Origin of the sequence: Roseobacter sp. OBYS 0001 (assembly GCF_019654895.1) — a bacterium.
GTDB classification, from domain to species: domain Bacteria; phylum Pseudomonadota; class Alphaproteobacteria; order Rhodobacterales; family Rhodobacteraceae; genus Roseobacter; species Roseobacter litoralis.
The window spans coordinates 370,495-396,107 of record NZ_BPES01000003.1 but is presented as its reverse complement, the minus strand read 5'-3'; the positions used below and the strand labels follow the sequence as shown (position 1 = coordinate 396,107).

Here is a 25,613-nt window from a genome sequence, read left to right as displayed (position 1 = left end):
GTTAACCATGCGGTTTTTGGGATTTAATCGACTCCAGCAGGGCGTCCAGAGTGTTTCTTTCATCCCGACTGATTCGCGCCCCATTTGCACCTGTTTCGTATTCTGCCCGGTCCTCATGAACACTTTTCAGGGCATTTTCAGCTGCTTTGGCCGCTTGCGACAGCCGCCAGGTCAGCCCTTCATCCGCCAAACCACTCATGTCTTCCGACGCCTCTGCGATTTCTGCGTTTAATCCACGGGTTGCGCTCAACTTTGCGAACTCTTCCGCAACCGTCATCCGGACCTTTTCCGCATCGCCGGGCGTTCGGATGCACGGCACGATAGCGACATGGCTCTGAGCCAATAGATTTTCAAGGGTGTTCGGCCCAAGAGTTTCAGAAACTAAGGCACGGATTTCGGATTCCGTAGCAGACATGTTGCGCAAAAGAAGGTCCCGCAACGCTTGATGGGTGCGGTCCGTGCAGTTCATACGTTCCAGATCACTTTCAAAGTCTTCGATGACCGAGGGGCACGTCGCGAAAGCAGCAAGCAAAACCGCCTCACGCAGGGCTTCGGTCACGTCAATCGTCTGTGCGCTGGCCAGTGCAGAGGCTTTGGTCGAGGTTAGCGGCGTGGCAGGGGAGCTCCCCCATTGCCGCCTGTTTTTTTGCCAGACCGGATTATTTTTCCGCTGTGGGCGAAACAATTGCCACTGCATATCTTTCAATGCCTGAGCATAATGGCTTTGGATCGACGGATCCCTGATAAGCATCACTTTGTCACGCAGGGCTTTTTCAAGGGCCGCTTTGCGCTCTGGGCTGTCAAAGACACCACCCTCTGTCTCACGTTGCCACAAAAGTTGGACCATCGGCATGGCCTCATCGAGTAGCTTTTGCAGCGCCGCAACCCCTTGTTCACGCAGCAAATCATCCGGGTCCTTCCCAGCCGGCATAATCGCAAATCGCAAGGACCGCCCCGCTTCAAGCAAAGGCAGGGCGAGATCAATCAACCGCATCGCCGCCCCTAACCCCGCAGCATCGCCATCCAGCGCGACAATCGGCTCGGGTGATATGCGCCACAGCATCTGCAACTGACTTTCGGTGATGGCTGTTCCCAAAGGCGCGACTGAGGCGTTAAACCCGGCAGAATCAAGGGCAATGACATCCATATACCCCTCCGCCACGATCAGGGGCTGGCCTTTGCCCGCAGCGGTGCGTGCCTCTTTTTGATTATAAAGGCTGCGGCCCTTGTCAAAAAGCTCAGTCTCGGGCGAGTTGAGATATTTGGCGTTATCATTCGGATCCATCGCCCGACCGCCGAACGCAATCGCCCGCCCGCGTGCATCGCGAATGGGGTACATGATGCGCCCACGGAACGTGTCATAGGGTTTGCCACCTTTGGTGGAAGGCTTGGCCAACCCTGCTGCAAGGATCAGTTCATCCTCAACATTCTTGGCTTTCAGGTGATCCCAAAGGCCTTGCCACTGATCCGGCGCATAACCGATTTCCCATCGCTCCAGTGTCTCTGACCTCAGACCGCGACGCTCCAGATAGCTGCGCGCCTCAGCGGCAGCACCGGTGTTCAGCTGCAGCCGGAAATAGTTGACCGCCAGTTCCATGACCTCGGCCAACTGCGTGCGGCGATCCGCTTTTTGCTGCGCCTCCGGGTCTCGTTCCGGCATCGGCATTCCGGCCTCGCCCGCCAGAATTTCCACCGCTTCCATAAAGCCGACGTTTTCGGTTTCGCGCACAAAAGAGATCGCGTCCCCTTTCGCGTGGCACCCGAAACAGTAGTAAAACCCTTTTCGGTCATCTACATGAAACGATGCGGATTTTTCCTGGTGGAAAGGGCATGGCGCCCACATGTCACCTTTGCCCTGATTGGATTTGCGCGCATCCCACATGACTTTGCGCCCAACCACCTGTGTGAGGCTCAATCTGGTACGCAATTCATCTAAAAATCCGGGCGGCAGGCTCATGACTCAATTATCAGGCCAGCCACGCAGAGAGTCCAGCGGAGTCAGCGTCGCGGCATTACGCAGCGCAAAACCCCACAAGACCATTCACTGACCGAGGCAATTCTGGTTCCAGATTTCGCTCAGATCATTGTCGCGCACTTGTTTCATCGGCAATTCGTAAACCCAAGGCGTGATGAGCGGGATCGCATTGCTGTAATTCGCAGGCCACGTCGGATCTGCAGCGAGAATCGTTTTTTCCACATTGCGTTCCTTGACCTTATCCAACCGCGCTTGCTGGACCGCCGAAACGACCTGCGCCTGAAAACCGCAGGATTCCGTTTTGTCCACATCCGCCAGAGCAGGAACCGCAGTGCAGGCCAAAAGGGCAGCTAGTGTAAGACGCAACATTTTCGAACTCCTTTAATGTGACGCCTGTCATGTTAACCGCGCGCCGCGCAGGCTTCCATAGCTTCTTTGAGGTCATGCACCAGTGAGACGGCCATGGATCTGAAAACGAGGATCAGCACCGCGTCCTGTGCTGTGCGCGTAATAGAGGCGTTCATATGGCCCAAAAGAGTGCGCACCGTCTGACCCACAGGAAAATTCTGGATGCGCATATCAACCGGCACAAGCCGTGCCAGTGCATCTTCGTGTCCGGGGCCAGACAGGTCAACGCAAACCCACGCGTCGGACTGATCGGTAATCCCCGCGATGCGATCCAACCCGGACGGAGCAGGCGGACCAATCAAAAGGGCTGCGTCCAGTCCAAACCAGATCGCACGGGCCTTGGCCGCAGCTGACATGCGATTGGGGGCCGGAAACGCCAGACCATACGCCTGCGTCAGTGCGTCAGAGACGGCATCCTGCTGACCGGCAAACGGGGTTACGGACGTTAGCACACCTGGGTTGATTTCGGCAAGCGCGAGATGCCCAACCTTGAGAGGCAGCATGTCGAAACACGGCGATTGTACCTTTAGTTCAACCACGTAAGCGCCCTCCTTCCGGATCAATGAAAACCGGCGCGCAGATCTCAACCAAAAGATCCTTGGCGCGCAAAGCATCGACCATGCGCACAATTTCGCCGTGACGCGCGCGGCCATTGGCCAAGAACCCAAGGCCGATCGGGTGACCCATCGCGGGCGAATAGGCGACGGAGGTCATATAGCCTTCGTCGTTTTCTCGCGTGGCCGCTGATGCGCGTGCAAAAAGATGCGCACCCGCCGTCAGATCATCCGCCGGGTGAACGGGTTTGACACCGACAAGCTGGCTGCGCTGCGCTCCCACCAAACCGGGCCGGGCGGCCATGGTCTTGCCGATGCAATCTTTCTTCGCGCTGATCATCCGCTCAAACCCAATGTCAAAGGCCGTTGTTGCCCCGTGGATTTCCGCGTGGGTGATATGTCCTTTTTCGATACGCAGGACGTTCAGCGCCTCCATACCATAGGCACCGCCCTGCATGTCCTGCGCCCGTGCAACCAGCACCTCAAACAGGCTGGCCCCAAAGCGGGCAGGAACGGCGATCTCATAGGCATGCTCCCCCGAAAAAGATATCCGGAACAGCCGCGCCGCCACATCCCCGATGCGGACCGGGCCGCAGGACATGAACGGCCAGCCCGCGTTGTCTATCGGCTCAGACAAAACGCCATTGAGCAAATCGCGCGACTTCGGACCCGCAACGGCGAATTGCGCCCACTGCTCGGTCACAGAGGTAAAGCGCACATCAAGTTCAGGCTGCAGGGCCTGATGCACGAATTCGAGGTGCCGCATGACCGGACCTGCCGCCGCCGTCGTTGTTGTCATCAGAAAATGCGTCTCTGCCAGTCGTGCGGTCGTGCCATCATCCATCACATGGCCATCTTCACGCAGCATCAGGCCGTACCGCACGCGCCCCACTTTAAGCGTGGAAAACGTGTTGGTGTAGACAAAATCCAAGAAGCGGCCCGCATCTGGCCCCTGAATGTCGATCTTGCCAAGGGTCGAGACATCGCAGACGCCAACGTGATCGCGCACCATCTGTACTTCGCGGTCGCAGGCTTCGCGCCATGTGGCCTCTCCCGCTGCGGGAAAATAGCTTGGTCTGTACCAAAGACCCGCTTCGATCATCGGGGCGCCGCGCGCCACGCTTGCCGCATGCGACGTGGTAAACCGGCGCGGCGCAAAGCCCATGCCACGCCCCCCGGCCCCCATCGCGGCAATGGCGACGGGACTATAGGGTGGTCGAAACGTCGTGGTGCCGGTCTCAGGGATACCGCGACCGGTCGCATCCGCCAGCACGGCAAGGGCGCTGACGTTGGAATTCTTGCCCTGATCGGTTGCCATCCCTTGCGTGGTATAGCGTTTCATATGCTCAACAGACCGGAAGTTTTCCGTTGCCGCCTGTTTGATATCCTTAACTGAAACATCGTTTTGATAATCAAGCCACGCCCGCCCTGTACCGGGCACCGCCCAGAGCGGTTTAATCTCATATGCGGCATCTTCTGCGGGTGGGATATCTGCTGTTTTGACCTTAAGCCCCAAGGCTTTGCAGACCTCAGCGGCAGCTTGCGCGCCCGACGCGAGGCACCCTGCCGTGCCAAAAGTGCCGGCACAAGCGCCCGCCGCCACCAATCCGGGAACAGCACCCGGCGTTGGGACAAAGCTGGCGATGTCAGGAGCCCATGTCGGGCGGCCATTCATATGACATGTCAAATGCACCGTCGGGTTCCACCCCCCCGAAACCGCCAGACAATCCGCATCGATATGCCGAACGCCACCGCGCGTTCTGACATTGATGGATTTGAGGCCCAGTCGGCCGCTGGTATCTTCGACCACCGCGCCTGTAATTACCGGGAAGTCCGCCGTGCCGACGTCTGCATCCTCCCGCGCATCCACCAGCGCCGCGATTTCGATCCCGGCATGAGACAAATCAAACGCCGTGCGATGCGCATCATCGTTATTGCCAAACACCACAACGCGTTTTCCCGCCGCGACCCCCCAGCGGTTAAGATAGGCGCGCACGGCACTGGCCGTCATGATGCCGGGGCGGTCATTATTGGCAAAGGCGATCTGCCGCTCAAGCGCACCTGCTGCAAGAATGGTGCGGCGCGCTGCGATGCGCCAGAATGTCTCGCGCGGATGTCCGTTCATCGGCGCACCGGGCCAGCGTTCTAGAGCGGCATAGGTCCCCTGATCATAGGCCCCGGTCACAGTTGTGCGGGTCATGACGCGCACATTGGGCATACTGCCCAATTCAGCACAGATCGCCGCCGCCCAAGCATGGCCCGGCATCCCGTCAACCGTATGGGTTTCAGCATTCAGCCGCCCGCCCGGCAGGCTGTCTTCGTCAGCGAGGATCACATCTGCCCCTGCCCGACCTGCGCTCAGCGCCGCCATCAACCCTGTTGGCCCAGCCCCGATCACAAGGACATCGCAAAAGGCAAAAGTCTTTTCGTAACGCTCTTCGGCGGGCAAACCGCTCAACCCGCCCAACCCAGCAGCCTTTCGGATGACCGGCTCGTAAATTTTCTCCCAAAAGCTCTGCGGCCACATGAAGGTTTTATAGTAAAACCCAGCCCCCAGAAACGGCGACAAATAGTCGTTGATCGCCATCGCATCGAAAGACAGCGACGGCCATGCGTTCTGGCTATGCACCTGCAGGCCTTGGTAAATCTCTTGCACGGTCGCGCGCACATTGGGGTCCTGCGCAGCACCTTGCGCCACGGTGACCAGCGCGTTTGGCTCTTCGCTCCCGGCTGTCATCACGCCGCGCGGGCGGTGATACTTGAAGGAGCGCGCCATCAACCGCTGGCCCTTGGCCAATAGCGCAGATGCCACCGTATCGCCCGCAAAACCGGTATGTCCAACACCGTCGAACTGAAACCGTATCTTTGTGCTGCAGTCGATCAGCCCTTTTCCCGCAATCCTCACGGCGTTGCTCTTTCATCGCGGGCGAGGCGCACGTCCGTCACGTCATGTGTCACTGTATTGCGCGTCACGACCAGCCATGCGCCACAGCCTGCTTCGTGATGCCACAGGTCTCTGGTTTCGCCTGCCGGGTTGTCGCGCAGATGTACGTAATCGTCCCAAACGTGGGCACCCGCATCCGGCGCGGGCCGGTCCAAGGCACGCGCCGCCCCCTGATAATAAAACTCCCGCCGATCTCGCGGGCCGCACAGCGGACAGGTCAGCCTCATCTTTCACGACCTTTCATATGCATCCATCCAGCCTCGTTCATCAGTGCAGATTATGCTGGGCGCCCGTGCCCTCTTCATCCATCAATCCGCGCCCGGTGCGAAACCGGTCAAGGCGAAAGCCTGCCGCGGTCTCATGCGGCGCGCCCGTCGCCATCAGATGCGCCAGCGCGAATCCAGACGCTGGCACCGCCTTGAATCCGCCATAACACCAGCCGCAATTGACAAAGAGCCCGGCGGTATCCGTCGTATCGATAATGGGTGAGCCGTCTGGTGTCATATCCATGATCCCCCCCCACGACCGCAACACCTTTGCCTTGCCGATCATCGGCATAAGGGTCATGCCCGCCTCCATCACGTGTTCCGCCATGGGCAGATTGCCGCGCTGCGCATAGGAGGCGTAGAAATCAAGATCGCCGCCAAAAACCAGCCCGCCCTTGTCGGACTGGCTGATATAGAAATGCCCCATCCCAAAGCTGATCACATGGTCAATGCAGGGTTTCAGCCCTTCCGTCACAAAAGCCTGCAACACATGACTTTCGATCGGCAGTCGCATACCAGCCATTGCGGCCACCTGACCAGAACGTCCGGCGGTCACGATGGCGACCTTCTTGGCGCGGATCACACCGCGCGATGTCTGCACCCCGCGCACCGCGCCGTTTTCAATGTCAATACCCGTGACTTCGCAGTTCTGCAGCAGATTGACGCCTCTTTCGTCCGCACCGCGCGCATAGCCCCATGCAACCGCATCATGGCGCGCAGTGCCCCCACGGGCGTGCAAAAGCCCGCCATAAATCGGAAAGCGGCTGTTATCAAAATCCAGATAAGGCAGATGCGCGCGCACCCCTTCGCGATCCAGCAGGATGGCATCATCGCCCTGCGCGCGCATCGCATTGCCGCGCCGCACGAAAGCATCGCGCTGCCCATCGGAATGAAACAGGTTGATGATGCCACGCTGGGAAAACATGACATTATAGTTCAGATCCTGCTCCAGCCCCTCCCAGAGTTTGAGCGAATGGCTGTAGAATTCCTGATTGCCGGGCAAGTAGTAATTGGCGCGTACAATGGTGGTATTGCGCCCGATGTTTCCCCCGCCAATATAGCCTTTTTCCAGCACGGCGATGTTGGTCATGCCGTGGTTCTTGGCCAGATAGAATGCGGTGGACAGACCGTGCCCGCCGCCCCCGATAATGACAGCGTCATATTCCGCCTTGGGCTCAGGGTCGCGCCAGTGCGGCGCCCAGCCCTTATTCCCTGTTAGCCCTTCGCGCAGGACACGCAGACCGGAAAAACGCATCAAAACCTCTGTATCTGCGCCTGAAGCGGACAGGCTGCACTGGCAGATTAACAACGCAAGAAGGTTGGTAATAGAAAGAACACGACGTGACATGTCGCTTTTTGCAAACCCAGGCGCTGACAGGGATCACGATCACTAAAACCTTGGATCATTGAGAACACGAGGTAAATCACACCTATATCGCGCGTATTTCAGCCTGAAAACTACGGGTATCAATCGAGATCAAGCCCGGCGAGGGCGGTCTAACACACGGCCAAAGACTATAGTCTAGCCCTGAAAGGACCAGCACAATGGACAAAGCTAGATGGGTTGGTGGCGTCTGGCTGGAATGCTCTGGACGTTGAGCCAGACGCCTGATGTCCTACAGACCTTTGGCCTGATAGCTCGCAGCCACTTTTCCGATCGAGACCAGATAGGCCGCCGTACGCAAATCCTCCACATCATCGCGCTCATGCCAGACCTGCGCCATGGATTGATAGGCAATGCGCATCGTGTCATCGAGACCGGAACGCACCAATTCAAGCTCATCCGCGCCGCGCAGATACTTGTCCTTGAAATTCGGGCTTAGTTCCCAATTCAGTTCCTTGTCCCTCGACAAACGCTCCAACTCGTTGATCAACAGCTGGTGGCGCGATTCTTCCTGACGCCGCTGCATTCTGCCAAATCGAATATGGCTGAGGTTCTTGACCCACTCAAAATAACTGACGGTCACGCCGCCTGCATTGGCATACATATCCGGGATGATGACAGTGCCTCTCTCGCGCAGAATTTCATCGGCGCCCGCTGTGACCGGTCCATTTGCCGCCTCGATGATCAGCGGCGCCTGAATGCGTTTGGCATTTTCAAGGTTAATGACCCCTTCGAGCGCGGCCGGGATCAGAATATCGCAGGGCTCCTCAAGGACCTTGTTGCCATCCGCGACCTGATGGCGGTCCGAATATCCCGCAATTCCGCCGTGTTTGGAAATCCATGCACGTATCTTGTCAACGTCGAGACCCTTGGGGTTATAAAGCGCACCATCATGTTCGATGATCCCGACGATGTCGCAACCGTCTTCTTCGTTCAGAAATTTGGCGGCGTGATAGCCCACATTGCCAAGCCCCTGAACGATCACGCGCTTGCCATCAAGCGATCCCTTCAGCCCGGCTTTCTTCATCCCTTCACCGTCGCGGAAAAACTCACGCAGGGCATATTGCACGCCGCGCCCCGTTGCCTCCACCCGGCCGGAAATCCCCCCCGCATTCAACGGCTTGCCGGTCACACAGGCGTTGCCATTGATATCTGTCGTATTCATCCGTTTGTACTGATCCGCAATCCACGCCATTTCCCGTTCGCCCGTTCCCATATCCGGTGCCGGGACGTTCTGGCTGGGATTGATCAGATCGCGTTTGATCAACTCATAGGCAAAGCGGCGGGTGATCAACTCCATCTCATGCGGATCATACTCGCGCGGATCGACACAAAGTCCCCCTTTTGAACCACCAAAGGGCGCTTCGACCAAGGCACATTTATAGGTCATCAATGCGGCCAACGCTTCGACTTCATCCTGGTTCACCCCAAGGGAAAACCGGATGCCGCCTTTGACAGGCTCCATATGTTCGGAATGAACTGAGCGATAGCCAGTAAAGGTCTTGATCTCGCCCCGCAGCCGCACGCCAAAACGCACCGTGTAGGTCGCGTTGCATACCCTGATCTTTTCTTCCAATCCGGGCGATAAATCCATGAGGCTGACAGCCCGGTTGAACATCTGGTCGACGCTTTCGCGAAAGCTTGGCTCTGAGGCGGGGTTATTCACGTTCGTTCTCCTGTTGAACTGCAATACGGACATGCGCCGACGGTCACATGTCTGCGACACTATGCCCGCACTGGTGGAATTGCCAGTTTTTTAGGCATCATCAAGATATACAGGATGACGGTTTAAAGGGACGTGAATCCCTCCCGTGACCACCGGGTAATCGGCGTCAGTCTTTCTGTTCGCGCTCGGCCAACATGATCGCAATGATTTCGCCCATGTATTTTGTCGCACGCATCGGGGTCATCCCCCCGACGCCGACACGCGTCGCAGAGCGCCACCAAAGACCGGGCCGCCAGTCGCGCGTATGCGGTTTTGTCAACCGCAGTAAAAACCCGTTTGACGGCTTGAAGGCAAAAGCCCCCCGGTCGATTGATGCTATATCTTCGATGCGAACCAACACGGTGCCCGCATCATCGCGCAGTTCGGTGCGCGTCAATTCAAGCGTTTGCCGGGTCGATTTGCGCATCGCATTCGCAACCGTGAGCGAGCCCGCACCAAGCGCGATCAAAAACACCTGCCACCCCAACGATGGCGGCGAAACGATGGCCACGTAAATCACGAGGACCGCCAGAAAAGACAGCATGCCGATCCCGAGAATACGTCGCCCCATGGAGGGTGCAACACGTGCCAGAACTTCGTCTTCGGTTTGGTGTGCCATGCCTGCGCCTTGTCTGTGACTGGCGCAGTTCCTACCGTGCAAGCCCTATGCCTCACAAGCGCAATCGGATTCAGACCTTGCGAAAAAGCCTTGGCAGCGCCGTGCGCAATGATTTTGGCCGGTAGGACCGCATCAAAACAGCGCGCAGCCTGACGGTCGGGTGCAGGTTGCCGGCATCACACGGCCCCGCTCGCCATGCAACAAGCCAGGGGAACAGATGGTACAACCGGTTCAGGCGGTACACGTCCGGCGCCACGGCGACCGCGTCAATCGCAGCGTCCGGAATTTGATGCCCCGGCTTCAGCTCCAATCCCGCGCCGGATGCCGCCTTAAATATCCAACCCAGCGATGCAGCCGCGAGACCTTGCGGTGCAACCGAGCCTCCAACAATGCTGTGATTGCCCGCAAACCAAACCTGTTGATAGCGGCGCGTATCACTCTGATCACCGCGATTGAGCCCCGGACCTGCCTCTGACGGGTCAAGGTTATCCCACAGGCTTGGTGTGAACAGCCTGCGTTTTTCGTCCAAGGCCAGCGCATGACGGGCCTGTTCCACGAGATGCGACAGCGACGTGTCATGAAACGCATGGCGCTTATTCCACAAGGTGGCGAGACGGCCCAGAACCATACTCGGAATCCCCAGCGCCCCCACTGTGTCCCACACCCCAAGGTATGTGATGCGCACCAGATAGCTGTGATCGGCACGTTCAATCACATCGACCGCACTGGTCGCGTAATCAGGCGACAACCGCCGCCGTTTGGCCCGCACATGAGGCATATCAGGCGCATTGCGTGGCCCCCGTGAGCGGTAGAGCCGAAAGGCAGACGCCAGGTTTTCCGGCGTCGGATCGGATAAGATACCGCATTTTCGGATCATCCCGACCAAGGATCGCGCGGTATATGCCCCACGCGAAAACCCGAATATCATGATCTTGTCACCCGGTTGATAAACCTCACACAGGGCGAGATAGGCGATCTTGATATTGCGGTTCAGACCCCAGCCGAAAAACCCGCCCCCCACCTTGGAAAGCCATCGCCCCAGCCCGCTCACCATGCCGGTGCCGGTGCCGACGCCGGGGACATAGATGATCTTTTGCGTTTTGGAGTCGGCGCAGGCCCCGGCCAGTCGCGCCACATGCGTGCGTGCGCCGCTCTCCAGCGTGCTCCATGTGCCATCGCAGAATATCGCAATCACGGCCATTTGCTTCTCCTCATGAAAGCTCTAGACCTACCCTCGAAACGCTGGGGGCCGGTTACGCCACCGCGCGCTGCTTTAATCTCAGTGGGGCGTTTTCGCGTGCAAAGGGATGAATGATGACAAAACCAATTGCCTTTCTTGCTGTGCTGCTCTGCCTGACCTTTGCAGGGTCCACCCTCTGGGTGCCTGACTTTGGCGGTTTTGACGCAGACCAGTTTCCCATTCCGCAAATGGACCCGCCGGTGCAGCCCGCAGGCTATGCCTTTGCGATCTGGGGCATCATTTATCTGTGGTTGCTGCTGGGGATGGGGTTTGGCCTGTGGAAACGACGCGAGGACCCAACGTGGCACGCCATGCGCGCCCCGCTCTGTGTGTCTCTGGCGGTCGGGTCGATCTGGTTGCCGGTGGCTGTTGTCAGCCCGGTCTGGGCCGCCATTCTGATCTGGGCCATGCTGATCCCCGCGCTGATCGCGCTGTTTCGCGCGCCACGCGATGATCGGGGCTGGGCGCTGGGGCCGGTCGGCCTTTATGCGGGCTGGCTGAGTGCTGCGAGCTGTGTCGCCCTGGGGCTGGTTGCAGCGGGCTATGGATACCTTGGCGATGAGACGGCTGCATTTGTGTTTATATTCATGGCGTTACTTATTGCCTCAGCCGTGCAAAATCAGCTGCGACGCGCCCCGAGCTATGGCATCGCCGTCATCTGGGCACTGGTCGCAATCGTTGTGCAGAATATGACCACCTACCCGACCGTTGCAGCACTTGCCGGTGGGGGTGCCTTGGCCCTGATCCTGCCGGTCTGGAAAGCATGGCGCGCTGGAAACGCCGCGCAAACCTAGTCCTTACGCCGCCCGTCCGTGTGTTTGCGCAGCTTTGAGGGCGGCGCTTTCTTGCGCCCTTTATAGGGGTTGGAGTCGTTCTGACCGCGCATCCACAAACGGATCGGTGCGCCGGGCATATCAAAGTCAACCCGCAATCCATTGACCAGATACCGGCTGTAGCTTTCGGGTACTTTATCAGGGTGCGAACACATCACGACAAACCCCGGCGGGCGGGTTTTGGCCTGCGTCATATACCGCAGCTTGATCCGTTTGCCTTGCGGTGCGGGCGGTGGATGCGCCTCCAACATACCCGCGAGCCAGCGGTTCAGCTGCGCAGTGGTCACGCGGCGATTCCAGACCTCATAGGCGCGCAGGATTGCCGTGTGCAGCCGATCAAGCCCCCGCCCGGTCCGCGCCGAGACCGTGACCAGGGGTGCACCGCGCAGTTGTGGCAAAAGCCGCTCAAAACTTTCGCGCAGGTCTTTCAGCTTGGCTTGTTTGTTTTCCTCAATGTCCCATTTGTTCACAGCGACAACGACGGCGCGCCCCTCGCGCTCCGCCAGATCAGCAATACGCAAATCCTGCTGCTCAAAGGGGATCGCGGCATCCAGCAGCACGACGACCACTTCTGCAAACTTCACAGCACGCAGACCATCACCGACCGAAAGTTTTTCCAGCTTTTCCTGCACCTTGGCCTTTTTACGCATGCCCGCCGTGTCGAATATCCGCATGGGGATGACGTCCCCCTCAGGTCCGACCCAATCCATACGCAGGGAAATAGCATCGCGCGTTATCCCGGCTTCGGGACCGGTCAGCAGACGATCCTCGCCCAGTATCTGATTGACCAGCGTGGATTTGCCCGAGTTTGGCCGCCCCACAACCGCGACCTGCAACGGCTTATTGGCGGTCGGCATGCGGATGGCTGCCTCCATGTCGCCACTGTCTTCGTCAAGGGTGACATCAATCTCCGGCGCATCTTCGGCAGCCCGCTCGGCATAGGCGTCCGCCAATGGCATCAGATGGGTATAGAGATCATTCAACCCCTCACCATGTTCCGCAGACAGGCGGATCGGCTCCCCCAGACCGAGGCTATAGGCCTCAATCACCCCGGCATCCGCCGCCGCACCTTCGGATTTATTGGCCGCCAGAATGACGTGCCCCGCGCGTTTGCGCAGAATATCGGCAAAGACCAGATCGGTCGGCGTAATGCCGACCCGCGCATCCACCATGAACAGGCAGATGTCTGCCATATCAACCGCGCGCTCGGTCAGGCGACGCATCCGGCCCTGCAGGCTGTCGTCGGTCACATCCTCAAGCCCGGCTGTGTCGATCACCGTGAACCGCAGGTCCGCCAGCCGCGCCGCCCCTTCGCGCAGGTCTCGCGTGACGCCGGGCTGATCGTCCACGAGGGCAAGGCGCTTGCCCACCAAACGGTTGAACAGCGTGGATTTGCCCACATTGGGCCGCCCTACGATGGCGAGCGTGAAAGACATGGCAAAAGCTCCGGATGTCAGGGATTATCCTGCGCTTTACCCCAAAGCCGCGTCAACGGAAAGCATGCAATCGGCCATTTGACGACACGACATAAAGAACGCCGCCCGCAACCACCGGGCTGGTCGTCGCACCGCCCGCGATCTCAATGCTGTTCACCAAGGCCCCGCTGGCCGGATCAAAGCTGCGCAGGAACCCGTCATTAGAGGCAACATAGAGCCGCCCACCGGCCAATATCGGCCCATGGTGGGTATATATTTCTGCACGTTTCCTTGGCCTGTCTTTTACAAAACGCGACAGGGGCACGCCCCAGATCCGGCTGCCGTCAGAGGCATCAAGGCGCAGCAATTCATTCAGATCAGACAGGACAAAAATACTGTCGCCCGCAGCCACGATATTACCCGCAGCCCCCTCGTTGGCCGTCCACACCCGCGCACCGGCATCAAGCGTAAGTGCCACAAGACGTCCCGACTGGTTGCCCACATAAACGCGGTTTCCTACGATCATCGGGGGCGCTGTTACATCGCCAATGTTCCCAAGTGCAGTGCCGAGCCGCTCGCCGCGCACGGACGCATCCCAACGCCGCAAACCGCCACGACGGAACACGGCCTGAACCTCGCCGGAGCCGAAGGCAAACACGGCGAGATCACCTGCCACGGCAGGGGCCGGTGCACCCAGCACATTGGTAACATCCGGCGAGGCCGTGAGTTGCCACAAAAGCCGCCCCTCATCCGCCGTCACAGCCCAGCCGCGATCATCACCAGCGGTCAGATAGACGATACCGTCGAATACCGTGGGCGTCCCGGAGGCAGTTCCGTCGAGGCGCTGACGCCAAAGCTCGGCACCGGTTGCCGCATCAAGAGAGACCAAGTTGCCATATCCAAGCGACACGAAAACGCGCCCGCTGTCAAAGGCCAGACCACCGCCTGTTGCCTGTCCGCTGCGATCCCTTGCGGGGCGCACATCTGACTGCCAGACCGTTTGTCCCGATGGGGATGTCGCCGTGACCAGCGCCTCGGCATCAAGGGTGTAAATCAGCCCACCGCCCACAACCGGCGTTGCGACAATTCTCTGTTTGCGCCCATCGCCGGCCCCGATATCCGCCGACCAGATCTCGGTGATCTGCGACGCCAATGCGGGATGCGCCGTACGGAATTCCGGGCTACCCATCGCCTGGGGCCAACTGGCATTTGATTGCACCGCCTGCAGAGAGATGGCACGCGCCTCATTCTGAATCGCGAGGGTCTCAGACGCATCCACCCCGTTCAGCACTGAGTCGACGCTTTCGCGTTTGCCGGGCAATATGAAGTCATCCTCCGCACAGGCGGAGAGGAAAACCGTTGCAACGAGTAACACAGACAAAGGTCGAAAAAGACGCTTTTGGGTTGCAAAAAACATAAACTTCATTCCGCCCCATTTACCCGCTGCAGTCTGCGCGCGGCTATCCCCAAGCTGCGCGCCATGCCGGTTCAGTTCCCCAAATCAGGAAGGTTATCCAGCTCGGGCGTCCCACCGAGCGCCACAATCACCTGTAAGGCGCGTTGTTGCAAGTCCGCGCTCACGCCCGCTGCCTGCAGTATGGACTGATACTGTGCGAGGGCGGCATCCGTGTTGCCAGCTGCGACCTCCATCAGCGCAATCTGTTCCTGTGCCAGAAACGACAGCGGCGCACCGGGTACGGCCAGCGCTTCCAGTTGCTGGCGACGCTCTGACGGATCCATCGTGTCGGCCTGCAGGACAATCGATTTAAAGGCTGCAATCTGACGGTAGATTTCAGGCACATCACCGTCTACGGCCACTTGCTCAAGCGCTTGCAAGGCTGTGTCGGTCTCACCGGCCTGCTGCGCCTCGGCGGCTGCCAGAAGGCGCACAACGGCTTTGGCCGTGGGTGTTTCGGCATTAATGGTGTCAAGGCCAGCCTGACGCGTCGCGGGTTCGCCCAACGACAAAGCGTTCAAAATCTGATCGCCCAGACGTTCGGCCTCAGCACGCGTCTGCGCTTTTCGGTACTCGCTCCATGCAGCGCCACCAACGATCAAAACCACGACCAAGGCCGCAACCCAGCCATAACGGCGCAGCATCAGGTAAAACTTGTCGCGACGGACCTCGTCGTTGACTTCATCGATGAAACTGTCTGTGTCGCTCATATTGCCCCGCCAAAGCTCGCTTGTCGCTCCTCTTACAGTGACCGGACGGGCAAGCCAAGACCCTGCACTTTCTATCCGCGCGCGCCATTGCACTCAGTCGGAAAAATCTTTAAACTGAACTGATCGGTTTAGCGCAAAAACCAGTTTTCAAACGTCACAGAATATACCCGATGCGGCGCATTGACGGCTGGAAGTTCATAACGAGGCAGTTTTCATGCGTATTTTTTCCATCATTGCAGCGATTGCAGTGGCGGCAGCTTTGTACTTTGCCATCGTTGATCGCGGTGCTTTGCTTGCTTTGTTCGGGCAGGATGCGTCAGCGGAAGACACTGACGATTCGCAGGACACGGGTGCTGAGGAAAACGCGGCGGCCAGTGATCTGGTCAAGGTGGTCGTGCAAAAATCCATAGCGCAGGAAATCGACACAGCCGTTTCACTGCGCGGAGAAACCCGCGCTGCTCGGGTTGTGGACGTCAAATCGGAAACATCCGCCACCGTCGTTTCGGAGCCTCTGCGCAAAGGTGAAAATGTGGATGAGGGGCAGCTTTTGTGTCGGCTCGACGAATCCACCCGTGGGACGGCATTGGCACAGGCCAATGCGCAACTGAACGAGGCCCGCGCCCGTGCGCCTGAAGCCAAGGCACGCCTCGATCAGGCGATTGCCCAACTGGCCGAGGCGCGCATCAATGAAAATGCTTCGACCAAGCTCAGCGCAGGCGGGTTTGCCTCAACAACGCGCGTGGCAAATGCGGAGGCCAATGTCGCAACCGCTTTGGCGTCGGTTGAATCTGCACGTGCCGGTGTGCAAGCGGCACAGGCCGGAATCGAAGGCGCGCAAGCCGGTGTTGCAACGGCCGAAAAAGAATTGGAACGCCTCATGATCCGCGCGCCCTTCTCGGGTATTTTGGAAAGCGATACCGCAGAACTCGGCACCCTTTTGCAAGCCGGTGATCTGTGCGCGACGGTGATACAGCTTAATCCCGTCAAGCTGGTGGCTTTCGTGCCGGAAACCGAGGTGGCGCGGGTCAAGGTCGGCGCGTCAGCCCGCGCGACGCTCGCCACCGGTCAAGACAACATCACCGGTCAGGTGACATTTCTGTCGCGCGCCGCAGATGAGACAACGCGCACCTTCCTCGTTGAGATCGAGGTTGCGAACACCGGCATGAACATCTCGGACGGTCAGACCGCAGAGATTATGGTCGCGGGCGAAGGTGCCACGGCCCACCTGCTGCCACAATCCGCCCTGACATTGAACGATGACGGTGTGCTGGGCATTCGCAGCATCGACGAAAACGCCATCGTCGAATTTCATGCCGTGCAACTGCTGCGCGATACTGCACAAGGCGTCTGGCTGACCGGGTTGGCGGACAGCGTTAATGTGATCGTTCTGGGTCAGGAATATGTGATTGCGGGCGTGCGCGTTGCCCCCACCTACCGGGATCTTGTGCAATGACCGGCGTCGTCGACTGGGCCGCAGGGCGCGCACGCATGATCGTGGCGTTTATCCTGCTGAGCATTGTTGTCGGCGCCTACTCCTACACCACGCTGCCGAAAGAAGGTGAGCCGGACATCGAGATACCGGCCCTCTTCGTCTCGGTGCCCTTTCCCGGCATCTCCGCCGCAGACAGCGAAACCTTGCTGGTCAAGCCGATGGAGACGGAGCTTGCCGACCTTGACGGGCTGAAAGACATGAGCGGCACCGCCGCCGAAAACTACGCGGGCGTGGCGCTTGAGTTCGAATTTGGCTGGGACAAGACGAAAATCCTCGCCGATGTGCGCGACGCCATGGGCAAGGCCGAGGCGAAATTCCCCGATGGGGCAGAGCAATATTCGATCAATGAAATCAACTTTTCCGAATTTCCGATCATCATCGTGAACCTGTCGGGCCCCGTGCCGGAACGCACAATGGTGCGCATTGCCAAGGACTTGCAGGACGATATTGAAACGCTGGATGCGGTGCTGGAGGCAGGTATCGCCGGGTCGCGCGATGAGATGCTGGAGGTGCTGATCGACCCGCTGCGCCTTGAGGCCTACAACGTCACCGCCAGTGAGCTGATCTCGACCGTACAGAACAACAACCAGCTGATTGCCGCCGGTGAGGTGGATTCGGCCCAAGGCACATTCGCCGTCAAAATCCCCTCGTCGTTCGATGAGCCACGCGATGTCTACAACCTGCCGGTCAAGACCAATGGCGACCGCGTCGTGACGCTGGGCGATCTCGCACAGATCAACCTCACCTTCGAAGACCGCTCAGGGACCGCGCGCTTTGACCGGGAAACCACGGTCGCCTTGCAGGTGGTCAAACGCAAAGGCTTCAACCTGATCGACACCGCCGCACTGGTCAAAGATCTCGTGGCCGAGAAAAGCGAACGCTGGCCGGAGGGGCTGCGCTCGGCGGTGCATGTGGGTACGTCAAACGACCAGTCACGCATCGTGGACAGCATGGTGCAGCAGCTTCAGGGCTCCGTGTTTACGGCGATTGCGCTGGTGATGATCGTCTCTCTGGCGGCCCTTGGCATACGCGCCTCCCTGCTGGTGGGTTTTGCGATCCCCACGTCTTTCCTGTTGTGTTTCGCCTTTCTCGCCGTGATGGGCATCTCCATCTCGAACATCGTGATGTTCGGACTGATCCTTGCGGTGGGGATGCTGGTGGATGGCGCCATCGTGGTCGTTGAATATGCCGACAAGCGCCAGCAAGAAGGCGTGGGGCCCATGCAGGCCTATGTGGAGGCGGCCAAACGGATGTTCTGGCCCATCGTGTCCTCCACCGCCACAACGCTCTGTGCCTTTTTGCCGATGCTCTTCTGGCCCGGCGTGCCGGGCGAATTCATGGGGATGCTGCCCGTCACACTGATCTTTGTGCTTTCGGCCTCGCTGGTCGTGGCACTGATCTATCTGCCGGTCATGGGCGGCGTTACGGGTCGGCTTGAACGCTGGATTTCGCAGTACATGCAAGAGGTTGCGGGCCTTGTGTGGTATTTGCATCTCGCACTTTTCCCGATTGCCGCCCTCATGCTGACGACGTTGGCCGGGCTGTCGCCGGTGTTTGACGGTATCAGCGCACGGTTTGCGGCGATGGAAGGGCTGAACCTGCTCGGCTCCGTGATCCCGACCTTCTTTGTGGTCTTCTTGTTGCTTGTGGCGGCAGCGGCCTGTGTGGCCATTGCCATCGGCGGTTTTCTGGTGCTGCTGGTCTCAACCTTCGCGCTGTTGACGCGCATGGGACGCGCGGGCCGCTGGCTGGCGGCGCGGCTCTTCAGCGCCGAGCCTAAGCAGATCACCGCAGGCTATCGCCGCTCCGGCTTTGGCCATGTGATGGCGGCAATCGTCGGGAACCCGGCCATGCCGCTGGTGATGGCGGGGGCGGTTTTCGTCTTTGTCGGCACGGTTCTGATCTACTTCACAAACAACAACAACGGCGTTGAATTCTTTGTGGAATCCGAACCCGAACAGGGCATTGTCTATGTGCTGGCGCGCGGCAACCTGTCGCTTGAGGAAAAAGACGTGCTGGTCAAAGACGCCGAAACCATTGTGCTGGCCCATCCCGGCGTCATGAACGCGTTTTCTTTCGCAGGCGAAGGCGGGTTGAACACGGATACCTCCGGTGCCGCCTCCCCGAACGACATGATCGGGCAGGTTCAGTTTGAGACGATCCCCTGGGGTGATCGCGCAGACCGGCCAGAACTTGACGGCAATATCGTGATTGCCGAACTCAGCGAGCAATTAGCGCAACTGCCCGGCATCAAAACCGAAATCCTCGAAGTGGCGCAAGGCCCCGCATCGGGCAAACCCGTCCATCTGCGCCTCAAGGCAGACAGCTTTGACACCCTGACAGAGGCCACGAAAGTCGCGCGCACACAGTTCGACGCCACCCCCGGCCTGACCCTGATCGAAGACACGCTCCCCCTGCCCGGCATCGATTGGCAAATCGACGTAGATGTGGAAAAAGCGGGCCGCTACGGCGCTGACGTGCAGATCGTGGGCGCGATGGTGCAGCTTGTGACACGGGGTCTGCTGCTTGACACCATGCGCATCGACAGTTCGGACGAAGAAATCGACATCCGCGTCCGCCTCCCGGCTGAGGATCGCTTCCTGTCCACCCTCGACACGCTCAAAGTGCGCACCACCGATGGGCTGGTCCCGCTCAGCAACTTCATCACCCGCACGCCGGTGCCAAAACTGGCCGAAATCAACCGGATCGCTCAAAAGCGGTACTTTGATGTGAAGGCGGATGTGGCACCGGGGCTGGTTAAGGTGGTGGGCGATCCCGATGGCACAGGCGGCGAGCTTACCCTCGCCATGCTGCGTCCAGCCGGCGCTGTGGCGGATGTCACCGGACCGGACGGCACAGGCTACAGCTGGACATTTCGGGCTGATATCGAGAGCGACGCGCTGCAGTCCGGGTTGGACGAGGGGCGCTTCAGGCTGGTGCCCGTGAATGCAAACGAACGTATCGCGGTTCTGACGGCGTGGCTTGACACCAATCCCCTGCCTGATGGTGTTGAATGGGAATGGACCGGCGATCAGGAAGAACAGGCCGAAAGTGCGGCGTTCCTGCAAACCGCCTTTTCCGCCGCGCTCGGTTTGATGTTCATCATCCTGCTGGCCCAGTTCAACAGCTTTTACAACGCCGTCCTCGTGCTTGTGGCCGTGGTTTTGTCGACCACGGGCGTGTTGATCGGGATGCTGGTGATGGATCAGACGTTCTCCATCATCATGACCGGTACGGGGATCGTGGCGCTGGCAGGCATTGTGGTGAACAACAACATCATCCTGATCGACACCTATCAGGAATACAGCCAGTACATGCCCCGGATCGAGGCGATCATTCGCACCGCCCAAGCCCGCATTCGCCCCGTATTGCTGACCACGATCACCACAATGGCAGGTCTTGCGCCGATGATGCTCGGGCTCAGCCTGAACTTTGCCGATGGTGGGTACACAGTTAACAGCCCGACAGCGCTGTGGTGGAAGCAACTCGCCACGGCGGTGGTCTTTGGCCTCGGCATTGCGACGGTGCTGACGCTGGTGGTGACACCGTCGATGCTGGCCATCCGCGTCTGGGCCACGACCTATGTGCGCTGGGTCGCCACGTTGCTGGCCAAGCTGTCACTGGGGCGCGCCTCACGGGCGGCACGCGACTGGGCATTGGAACGCGATGCCAACCGCGTCTCAAACACCGAGCTGATCTGGGATGACACGCCTGCCCTCCGCCCCTCGGACGCAACGCTGAAAGCCGCCGAGTGAGGCACCTCACAGCACTGTGACGGACATCTTGCCAGCGCCGTGCTAGCTTGCGCGCGAATATCAAAGGAGAATACCAATGCCGAACACTGCCGCCATCGCCGGACTGATCACGATCGTCAGCGCAACCAGCGCTTTTGCGTCCGATCTGATCGAAAAGACCAGCCCCCATGCCGTGGGTTTCACAATGGACCGCCTTGAGGCGGCTGTCACCGGGGCCGGGGCGACGGTTTTCGCGCGCGTGGACCACGCTGCCGGTGCTGCATCCGTCGATCTGGAGCTTGCGCCTTCGCAACTGCTGATCTTTGGCAACCCCAAACTGGGCACGCCCGCAATGCAGGGCGGTGCGACGGCTGGGCTTGATCTGCCCCTGCGGGTTCTGGCCTATGAGGATGACGCAGGTGTCGTGCATGTGGTCTATCACGATCCGGCCACCCTCGCCGCGACCCACGGCCTGCCTGCGGATGCGAAATACATCCAGATGATGACCGGCGCGCTGGACAAGCTGACGTCAAAGGCCATCGCCGCCGAATAGAAAAACGCATGGTTTTCAGCCTGCAGCCTTCAAGGCTGCGGGTTCAAATCGCGGGTCGCAAGCAGGCTCGCCGCTGCGATCATCAGCCCCCCACAAAGCCTGTTCACCCGTTGAAAAGACACGCGCTTGAGCCTGCGCATCGCACGTGCGCCCGTCCAGCCCCAAAGAAGTAAAATCGAGCCATCGACAATGATATAAGTCGCGCCCAGTATGAAAAGCTGCGGCAGGACCGGCATCGTGGGATCGATGAATTGCGGGAACAAGGCCCCGAAAAACACCACCGCAAACGGATTGGCCATGGAGGTGAAAAACCCTTGCCGAAACAGTCGGAAAGACTGGCCCGTGGTATTGGCCTCGACCTCAGGCACTTGCGCCTTGGACAGGATCAACTGCACACCGATCCAAGCAAGATAGGCCACCCCGGCCCATTTGATCCACGTAAAAGCACTTGCCGATGTCGCGATAATCGCCGCCAGCCCAAAGGCGGCAGCGGTCATTTGCAGGCAATTGGCCGTCAAATCGCCCGCAATCGTGAACAGGCTGCGCCTCACACCATAGCGGATGCTGTTCGAAATGATCAAAAGCTGGCTCGTATCGGGCGGCGTCGCAAAGAAAATGGCCACCGCGGTGAGATAGAGAAGATAGGTCTCGATTGCCACGCGCTGTCCCCTTGATGTCGGTTGTCCAGCTTAGGCCCGTTGGCGGCAATTGGTCAAACACAGTCTGCGCGCATGATTTGGCAAACCCGTCGTTGCCTAAAGCAGATGCAGGCGGTAGGTGTAAGAAATGAAAACTGTTCCAAAGAAAACCACCGATGACGCGCTCATTCAGGAATTTCTGAACAAGGGCGGAAAAATCAGTGTCGGCAAAACCAAACCGCCGCCCAGCGAGTTGGGGCTAAGCAAAAATGTATGGAACCAGAAGCTGACCCGCGAAGAAAAAGCCGCGCGCGACAAAAAGCCTGAGTAACCGCGTTCAAACCTCTTCTTCAGACTGCTGGCGACGCCACAGTTGCGCATATCGGCCCTCGCGCGCCAACAGCGCGTCATGCGTGCCACGTTCGACAACCACGCCTTTTTCCAACACGATGATCTGATCCGCCTCGGCGATTGTGCTGAGCCGGTGCGCGATTGTAATCACGGTGCGCCCACGGCCAGCTTGCATCAGCGCGTCTTGAATGTCGGCTTCGGTTTCAGAATCCAATGCCGATGTCGCCTCGTCCAGCAACAGGATGGGTGGGTCCTTGAGCAACGTGCGCGCAATGCCGACCCGCTGCTTTTCCCCGCCCGACAGCTTCAGTCCGCGTTCGCCAACAGCCGTTTCGTAACCCTCAGGCAAGGACATGATGAAATCGTGGATCTGCGCGGCCTGTGCAGCCGCCACAATCTCCGCCTGGGTTGCGCCGTCCTTACCGTAGGCGATGTTGTAGCGGATGGTATCATTGAACAGCACCGTGTCCTGCGGCACGACGCCAATCGCGCGGTGCAGGCTTTCCATGGTCACATCGCGCACGTCCTGACCGTCAATGCGCAACGCGCCACTGGTCACATCGTAAAACCGAAACAGCAGCCGCCCGATGGTGGATTTGCCCGACCCGGTCGAGCCGCAGATCGCCACCATCTGACCGGGGTCCGCCATGATCGAAACCCCCTTCAGGATGGCGCGATCCGTACTGTAACCAAAGTGCACGTCATCCAGCTCAATACGTCCGCCTTCGACCCGCAGGGACTTGGCATCGGGGGCGTCGACCACTTCTGCCGGTTGCTCCAGCAGATCAAACATCTCGCCCATATCCACCAACGCCTGCCGGATTTCGCGGTACACCGTGCCCAGAAAATTCAGCGGGATAGTGATCTGCAACATATAGGCGTTGACCATCACGAAATCGCCCACCGTCAGCGTCCCGTTCTGCACCCCGATCGCCGCCATGACCATCACCGCAATCAAGCCTGACGTGATCAGCAAGGACTGCCCAAAGTTCAGGAACGTGAGGCTCAACGCGGTTTTGATCGCGGCATCCTCATATTTTTCCATCGCCATATCATAGCGCTGCGCTTCTCGTTTTTCGGCAACGAAGTATTTGACGGTTTCAAAATTCAGCAGGCTGTCGATGGCCTTTTGATTGGCATCCGTGTCCTGATTGTTCATCTCACGGCGCAGTTTGACGCGCCATTCCGTCACCGCAAAAGTGAACCAGACGTACAAAACAATCACGACGGCCACGACCAGCAGGTAGTAAAAATCAAAATAGAGCGCAAAGATGATCCCCACGAGGATCAGTTCAAAGATCAGCGGCCCGATGGAAAACAGCAGGAATCGCAAAAGGAAATCAACGCCCTTGACACCGCGCTCAATAATCCGGCTCAAGCCCCCGGTCTTGCGGGTGATATGATAGCGCATGGACAGGCGGTGAATGTGGTTGAAGGTCTCAAGCGCCAGCATGCGCAGCGCGCGTTGCCCGACCTTGGCAAACACCGCATCACGCAGCTGTTGCAGGCCCACCGTCATCAGACGCGCCATGCCATAGGCCACGGTCATACCGATGGCGCCAAGGGCGAAAAGCGGCACGCCCTCTTCGGCCAGCGCATCGACCGCGCCCTTGTAGAAAAACGGCGTCGCCACCGAAACCAGCTTGGCCAAAATCAACAGCGCAAGCGCCATCAGCACCCGATGACGGACCCAAGCCTGATCCTGCGGCCACAGGTATGGGGCCACCTTTCGAATGGTACGCCAACCCGACCGGCGTTCTGTTTCTTCGATGTTCTGCTCGGCGCTGTCAGTGGTCTGATCGGCGGCGGTATCACTTGGCATGTAAGGTCCTGTCACGTCTTAGAAGCCGTTACCTAAGACACCGGACACAGCTTGGCCAGTACGCCGCCCCAATTAGTCTGCAGGAAGGTCGAATACCTGCCCCGGATAGATCAGATCAGGGTCGCGAATTTCACCGCGATTTGCCTCAAAGACCTGCACATAGAGCAGGCCTTCGCCATATCTGTCGCGTGCAATGGCCCAAAGTGTGTCACCCGCCTGAACTGTGATCGCCTGAATCGACCCGGTTGCGGCTTGCGTGGCCGCCGCCAGAACCGCCGGGGCTTCGCGCTTGAACGGCGTTTCCAGCCGGCTTGTCACCGCGCCATCCTGTCCGAGCGCATCAACGCGCAACCTGTAGACACCCGCCGCGACATCTATGATGACACCGCGCCACAGACCATCAGGGTCTACACTCATGCGCGCCACTGCCCTGTTGTCGAGATAAGCGCGCACTTCGACAGCATCGGCGCCAGCGCGCCCGCCAAGCTGCACGGCACCGTCGTCAGAATAGCTGATCGTATCGAGCATGACCCGCGACACCGGTGCCGTCTGAACGCGGGAAACCCCCTGCTCATCTGAACGCAAAACCGCGACGTCTGTCCCGCGCGGTGCATCGCTCACGTCATCACTGGCGCGCGGCGCATCCGCCAGACCTCCAACATCCGCTGACTGCGCAACCTCGGCACCGCTTTGCGTGGCATCGGGCGCTGGTGCAGCGCTCGCGGCCGTTTCCTGCGCCTCTTCGGGGGTCGCATCCGCAGACGCATCACTACGGGCTGCGGGTTCAGCAAATGCCCCCGCGTCGTCGCTTGCACCCGTTGACGCAATCGCGATATCCGGTTGTGCCGGAGTTGTCTCTGCTTCGGGCTGCTGTGCCTGCGTGTCTGCGGGCGCTGTGGAACGCGGGGCGATGGGGGTGAGAATGATCTCATCCGCTGATGCGACGGCACTATCGCCAGTTCCACTGCGCAGGGTCAGGCTGCGGGCGCTCTCATTCGCAGAAACGGAACCGACCGCGGCAAAGGCACCGCTGGCATCGGCCTGCGCCGAGGTGACCACCTCTCCATCCACCAGCACATCGACGTCGGCACCCGGCTCTGCACGCCCGGCGATCACCATCGTGCCGCCCGTATCCACCCTCACTTCGTCAATCGTGGGGACGGTCGCGGTGACTGTTTCGGCAGTCTCGGCAGGCGCAACCGTCTCGTCAGCCGTCGCAGGGTCCGTCCCACTGGCAGCGGCATCTGGCACACCCTGGCGCTCACCGGCGGGTTCCCCTGGTGTCACGACCGTGTTGGCCCCTGCTCTCTCGGAGGCCTCAAGAACCGCCACGGCCTCTTCACTCAGGCGACCGGAATCGCGCAGCGACAGGAAAGCGGCAGCCGCAATCAGCCCCGCAATCACAAGGCCCGCCGTCAGCAGACCTGTGCTTCTGGATGGGTTGGCAGACCCATTATCGTTCATTTTGATCTCTACTTTTCGGGTTCACGCGCAGAAATGCGTTGCAGACGTTG

Annotated in this window: 20 protein-coding genes; 5 read left to right on the top strand and 15 right to left on the bottom strand. The window is 59.4% G+C overall.

Going from position 1 to position 25,613, the window contains the following annotated elements; translation table 11 throughout:
- Position 1: 1 nt before the first annotated feature.
- From dnaG to K5Q35_RS09610, 9 genes are all read right to left on the bottom strand, one after another.
- Positions 2-1,957 carry a DNA primase gene (gene dnaG / locus K5Q35_RS09650; RefSeq protein ID WP_220799404.1) on the bottom strand — a complete coding sequence of 652 codons (1,956 nt, stop codon included), beginning with the start codon at positions 1,955-1,957 and terminating at the stop codon, positions 2-4.
- Positions 1,958-2,041: 84 nt separating this feature from the next.
- The gene (locus K5Q35_RS09645) at positions 2,042-2,344 is read right to left on the bottom strand and encodes a hypothetical protein (protein WP_220799403.1); all 303 of its coding nucleotides are present in this window, start codon (positions 2,342-2,344) and stop codon (positions 2,042-2,044) included.
- Between the two features lie 32 nt (positions 2,345-2,376).
- Complete coding sequence (locus tag K5Q35_RS09640) at positions 2,377-2,922, bottom strand: sarcosine oxidase subunit gamma (RefSeq protein ID WP_259650509.1); 546 nt, start codon at positions 2,920-2,922, stop codon at positions 2,377-2,379.
- A complete protein-coding gene (locus K5Q35_RS09635) occupies positions 2,915-5,842 on the bottom strand; it encodes a sarcosine oxidase subunit alpha family protein (protein ID WP_220799402.1) in 2,928 nt (975 codons plus the stop codon). Before K5Q35_RS09635 ends, K5Q35_RS09640 begins: the two co-directional genes overlap by 8 nt.
- On the bottom strand, positions 5,839-6,108 hold the full coding sequence (locus tag K5Q35_RS09630) for a sarcosine oxidase subunit delta (protein WP_220799401.1): 270 nt from the start codon (positions 6,106-6,108) through the stop codon (positions 5,839-5,841). Before K5Q35_RS09630 ends, K5Q35_RS09635 begins: the two co-directional genes overlap by 4 nt.
- Before the next feature lie 40 nt (positions 6,109-6,148).
- Positions 6,149-7,402 (bottom strand): sarcosine oxidase subunit beta family protein, encoded by a 1,254-nt coding sequence (locus K5Q35_RS09625; protein ID WP_220799400.1) that lies wholly within the window; start codon positions 7,400-7,402, stop codon positions 6,149-6,151.
- A 361-nt stretch (positions 7,403-7,763) separates the two neighbouring features.
- Positions 7,764-9,230, bottom strand: a complete 1,467-nt coding sequence (locus tag K5Q35_RS09620; protein ID WP_013962800.1) for a Glu/Leu/Phe/Val dehydrogenase — start codon at positions 9,228-9,230, stop codon at positions 7,764-7,766.
- 133 nt (positions 9,231-9,363) lie between these two features.
- On the bottom strand, positions 9,364-9,855 hold the full coding sequence (locus K5Q35_RS09615; RefSeq protein WP_220799399.1) for a hypothetical protein: 492 nt from the start codon (positions 9,853-9,855) through the stop codon (positions 9,364-9,366).
- Between the two features lie 70 nt (positions 9,856-9,925).
- Positions 9,926-11,056: a DUF2235 domain-containing protein gene (locus tag K5Q35_RS09610; protein ID WP_220799398.1), complete on the bottom strand. Its 1,131-nt coding sequence runs from the start codon at positions 11,054-11,056 to the stop codon at positions 9,926-9,928.
- Positions 11,057-11,169: 113 nt separating this feature from the next.
- Between K5Q35_RS09610 and K5Q35_RS09605 the strand changes: the two genes are divergently transcribed.
- Positions 11,170-11,889, top strand: coding sequence for a hypothetical protein (locus tag K5Q35_RS09605; protein WP_220799397.1), 720 nt, complete (start codon positions 11,170-11,172; stop codon positions 11,887-11,889).
- On the opposite strand, the gene der is transcribed toward K5Q35_RS09605, so the two are convergent.
- The 3 genes from der to K5Q35_RS09590 form a co-directional block, all read right to left on the bottom strand.
- Positions 11,886-13,364 carry a ribosome biogenesis GTPase Der gene (gene der, locus K5Q35_RS09600; RefSeq protein ID WP_013962804.1) on the bottom strand — a complete coding sequence of 493 codons (1,479 nt, stop codon included), beginning with the start codon at positions 13,362-13,364 and terminating at the stop codon, positions 11,886-11,888. The genes K5Q35_RS09605 and der overlap by 4 nt on opposite strands.
- A gap of 52 nt (positions 13,365-13,416) precedes the next feature.
- Positions 13,417-14,769, bottom strand: a complete 1,353-nt coding sequence (locus K5Q35_RS09595; RefSeq protein WP_220799396.1) for a PQQ-like beta-propeller repeat protein — start codon at positions 14,767-14,769, stop codon at positions 13,417-13,419.
- Between the two features lie 62 nt (positions 14,770-14,831).
- Entirely contained in the window at positions 14,832-15,509 is a 678-nt protein-coding gene (locus K5Q35_RS09590; protein WP_013962806.1) for a tetratricopeptide repeat protein, read from the bottom strand.
- Positions 15,510-15,723: 214 nt separating this feature from the next.
- Between K5Q35_RS09590 and K5Q35_RS09585 the strand changes: the two genes are divergently transcribed.
- The 3 genes from K5Q35_RS09585 to K5Q35_RS09575 all read left to right on the top strand — a co-directional run bounded on the left by K5Q35_RS09585 (position 15,724) and on the right by K5Q35_RS09575 (position 21,288).
- Positions 15,724-16,962, top strand: coding sequence for an efflux RND transporter periplasmic adaptor subunit (locus tag K5Q35_RS09585; protein ID WP_220799395.1), 1,239 nt, complete (start codon positions 15,724-15,726; stop codon positions 16,960-16,962).
- Positions 16,959-20,756 carry an efflux RND transporter permease subunit gene (locus K5Q35_RS09580; protein ID WP_220799394.1) on the top strand — a complete coding sequence of 1,266 codons (3,798 nt, stop codon included), beginning with the start codon at positions 16,959-16,961 and terminating at the stop codon, positions 20,754-20,756. The genes K5Q35_RS09585 and K5Q35_RS09580 overlap by 4 nt, the downstream gene beginning before the upstream one ends.
- Before the next feature lie 76 nt (positions 20,757-20,832).
- A complete protein-coding gene (locus K5Q35_RS09575; protein WP_013962809.1) occupies positions 20,833-21,288 on the top strand; it encodes a DUF302 domain-containing protein in 456 nt (151 codons plus the stop codon).
- Between the two features lie 29 nt (positions 21,289-21,317).
- Here K5Q35_RS09575 and K5Q35_RS09570 read toward each other — a convergent pair whose 3' ends face one another.
- Positions 21,318-21,947 (bottom strand): LysE family translocator, encoded by a 630-nt coding sequence (locus tag K5Q35_RS09570; protein ID WP_220799393.1) that lies wholly within the window; start codon positions 21,945-21,947, stop codon positions 21,318-21,320.
- Positions 21,948-22,074: 127 nt separating this feature from the next.
- Here K5Q35_RS09570 and K5Q35_RS09565 point away from each other — a divergent pair, with 127 nt between their 5' ends.
- Positions 22,075-22,257, top strand: a complete 183-nt coding sequence (locus tag K5Q35_RS09565; RefSeq protein WP_013962811.1) for a hypothetical protein — start codon at positions 22,075-22,077, stop codon at positions 22,255-22,257.
- Between the two features lie 6 nt (positions 22,258-22,263).
- Here the strand turns inward: K5Q35_RS09565 and K5Q35_RS09560 are convergent, their stop codons facing one another.
- Positions 22,264-24,099 carry an ABC transporter ATP-binding protein/permease gene (locus K5Q35_RS09560; protein WP_259650508.1) on the bottom strand — a complete coding sequence of 612 codons (1,836 nt, stop codon included), beginning with the start codon at positions 24,097-24,099 and terminating at the stop codon, positions 22,264-22,266.
- A 72-nt stretch (positions 24,100-24,171) separates the two neighbouring features.
- The gene (locus K5Q35_RS09555) at positions 24,172-25,563 is read right to left on the bottom strand and encodes a LysM peptidoglycan-binding domain-containing protein (RefSeq protein ID WP_220799392.1); all 1,392 of its coding nucleotides are present in this window, start codon (positions 25,561-25,563) and stop codon (positions 24,172-24,174) included.
- Positions 25,564-25,613 lie beyond the last annotated feature (50 nt).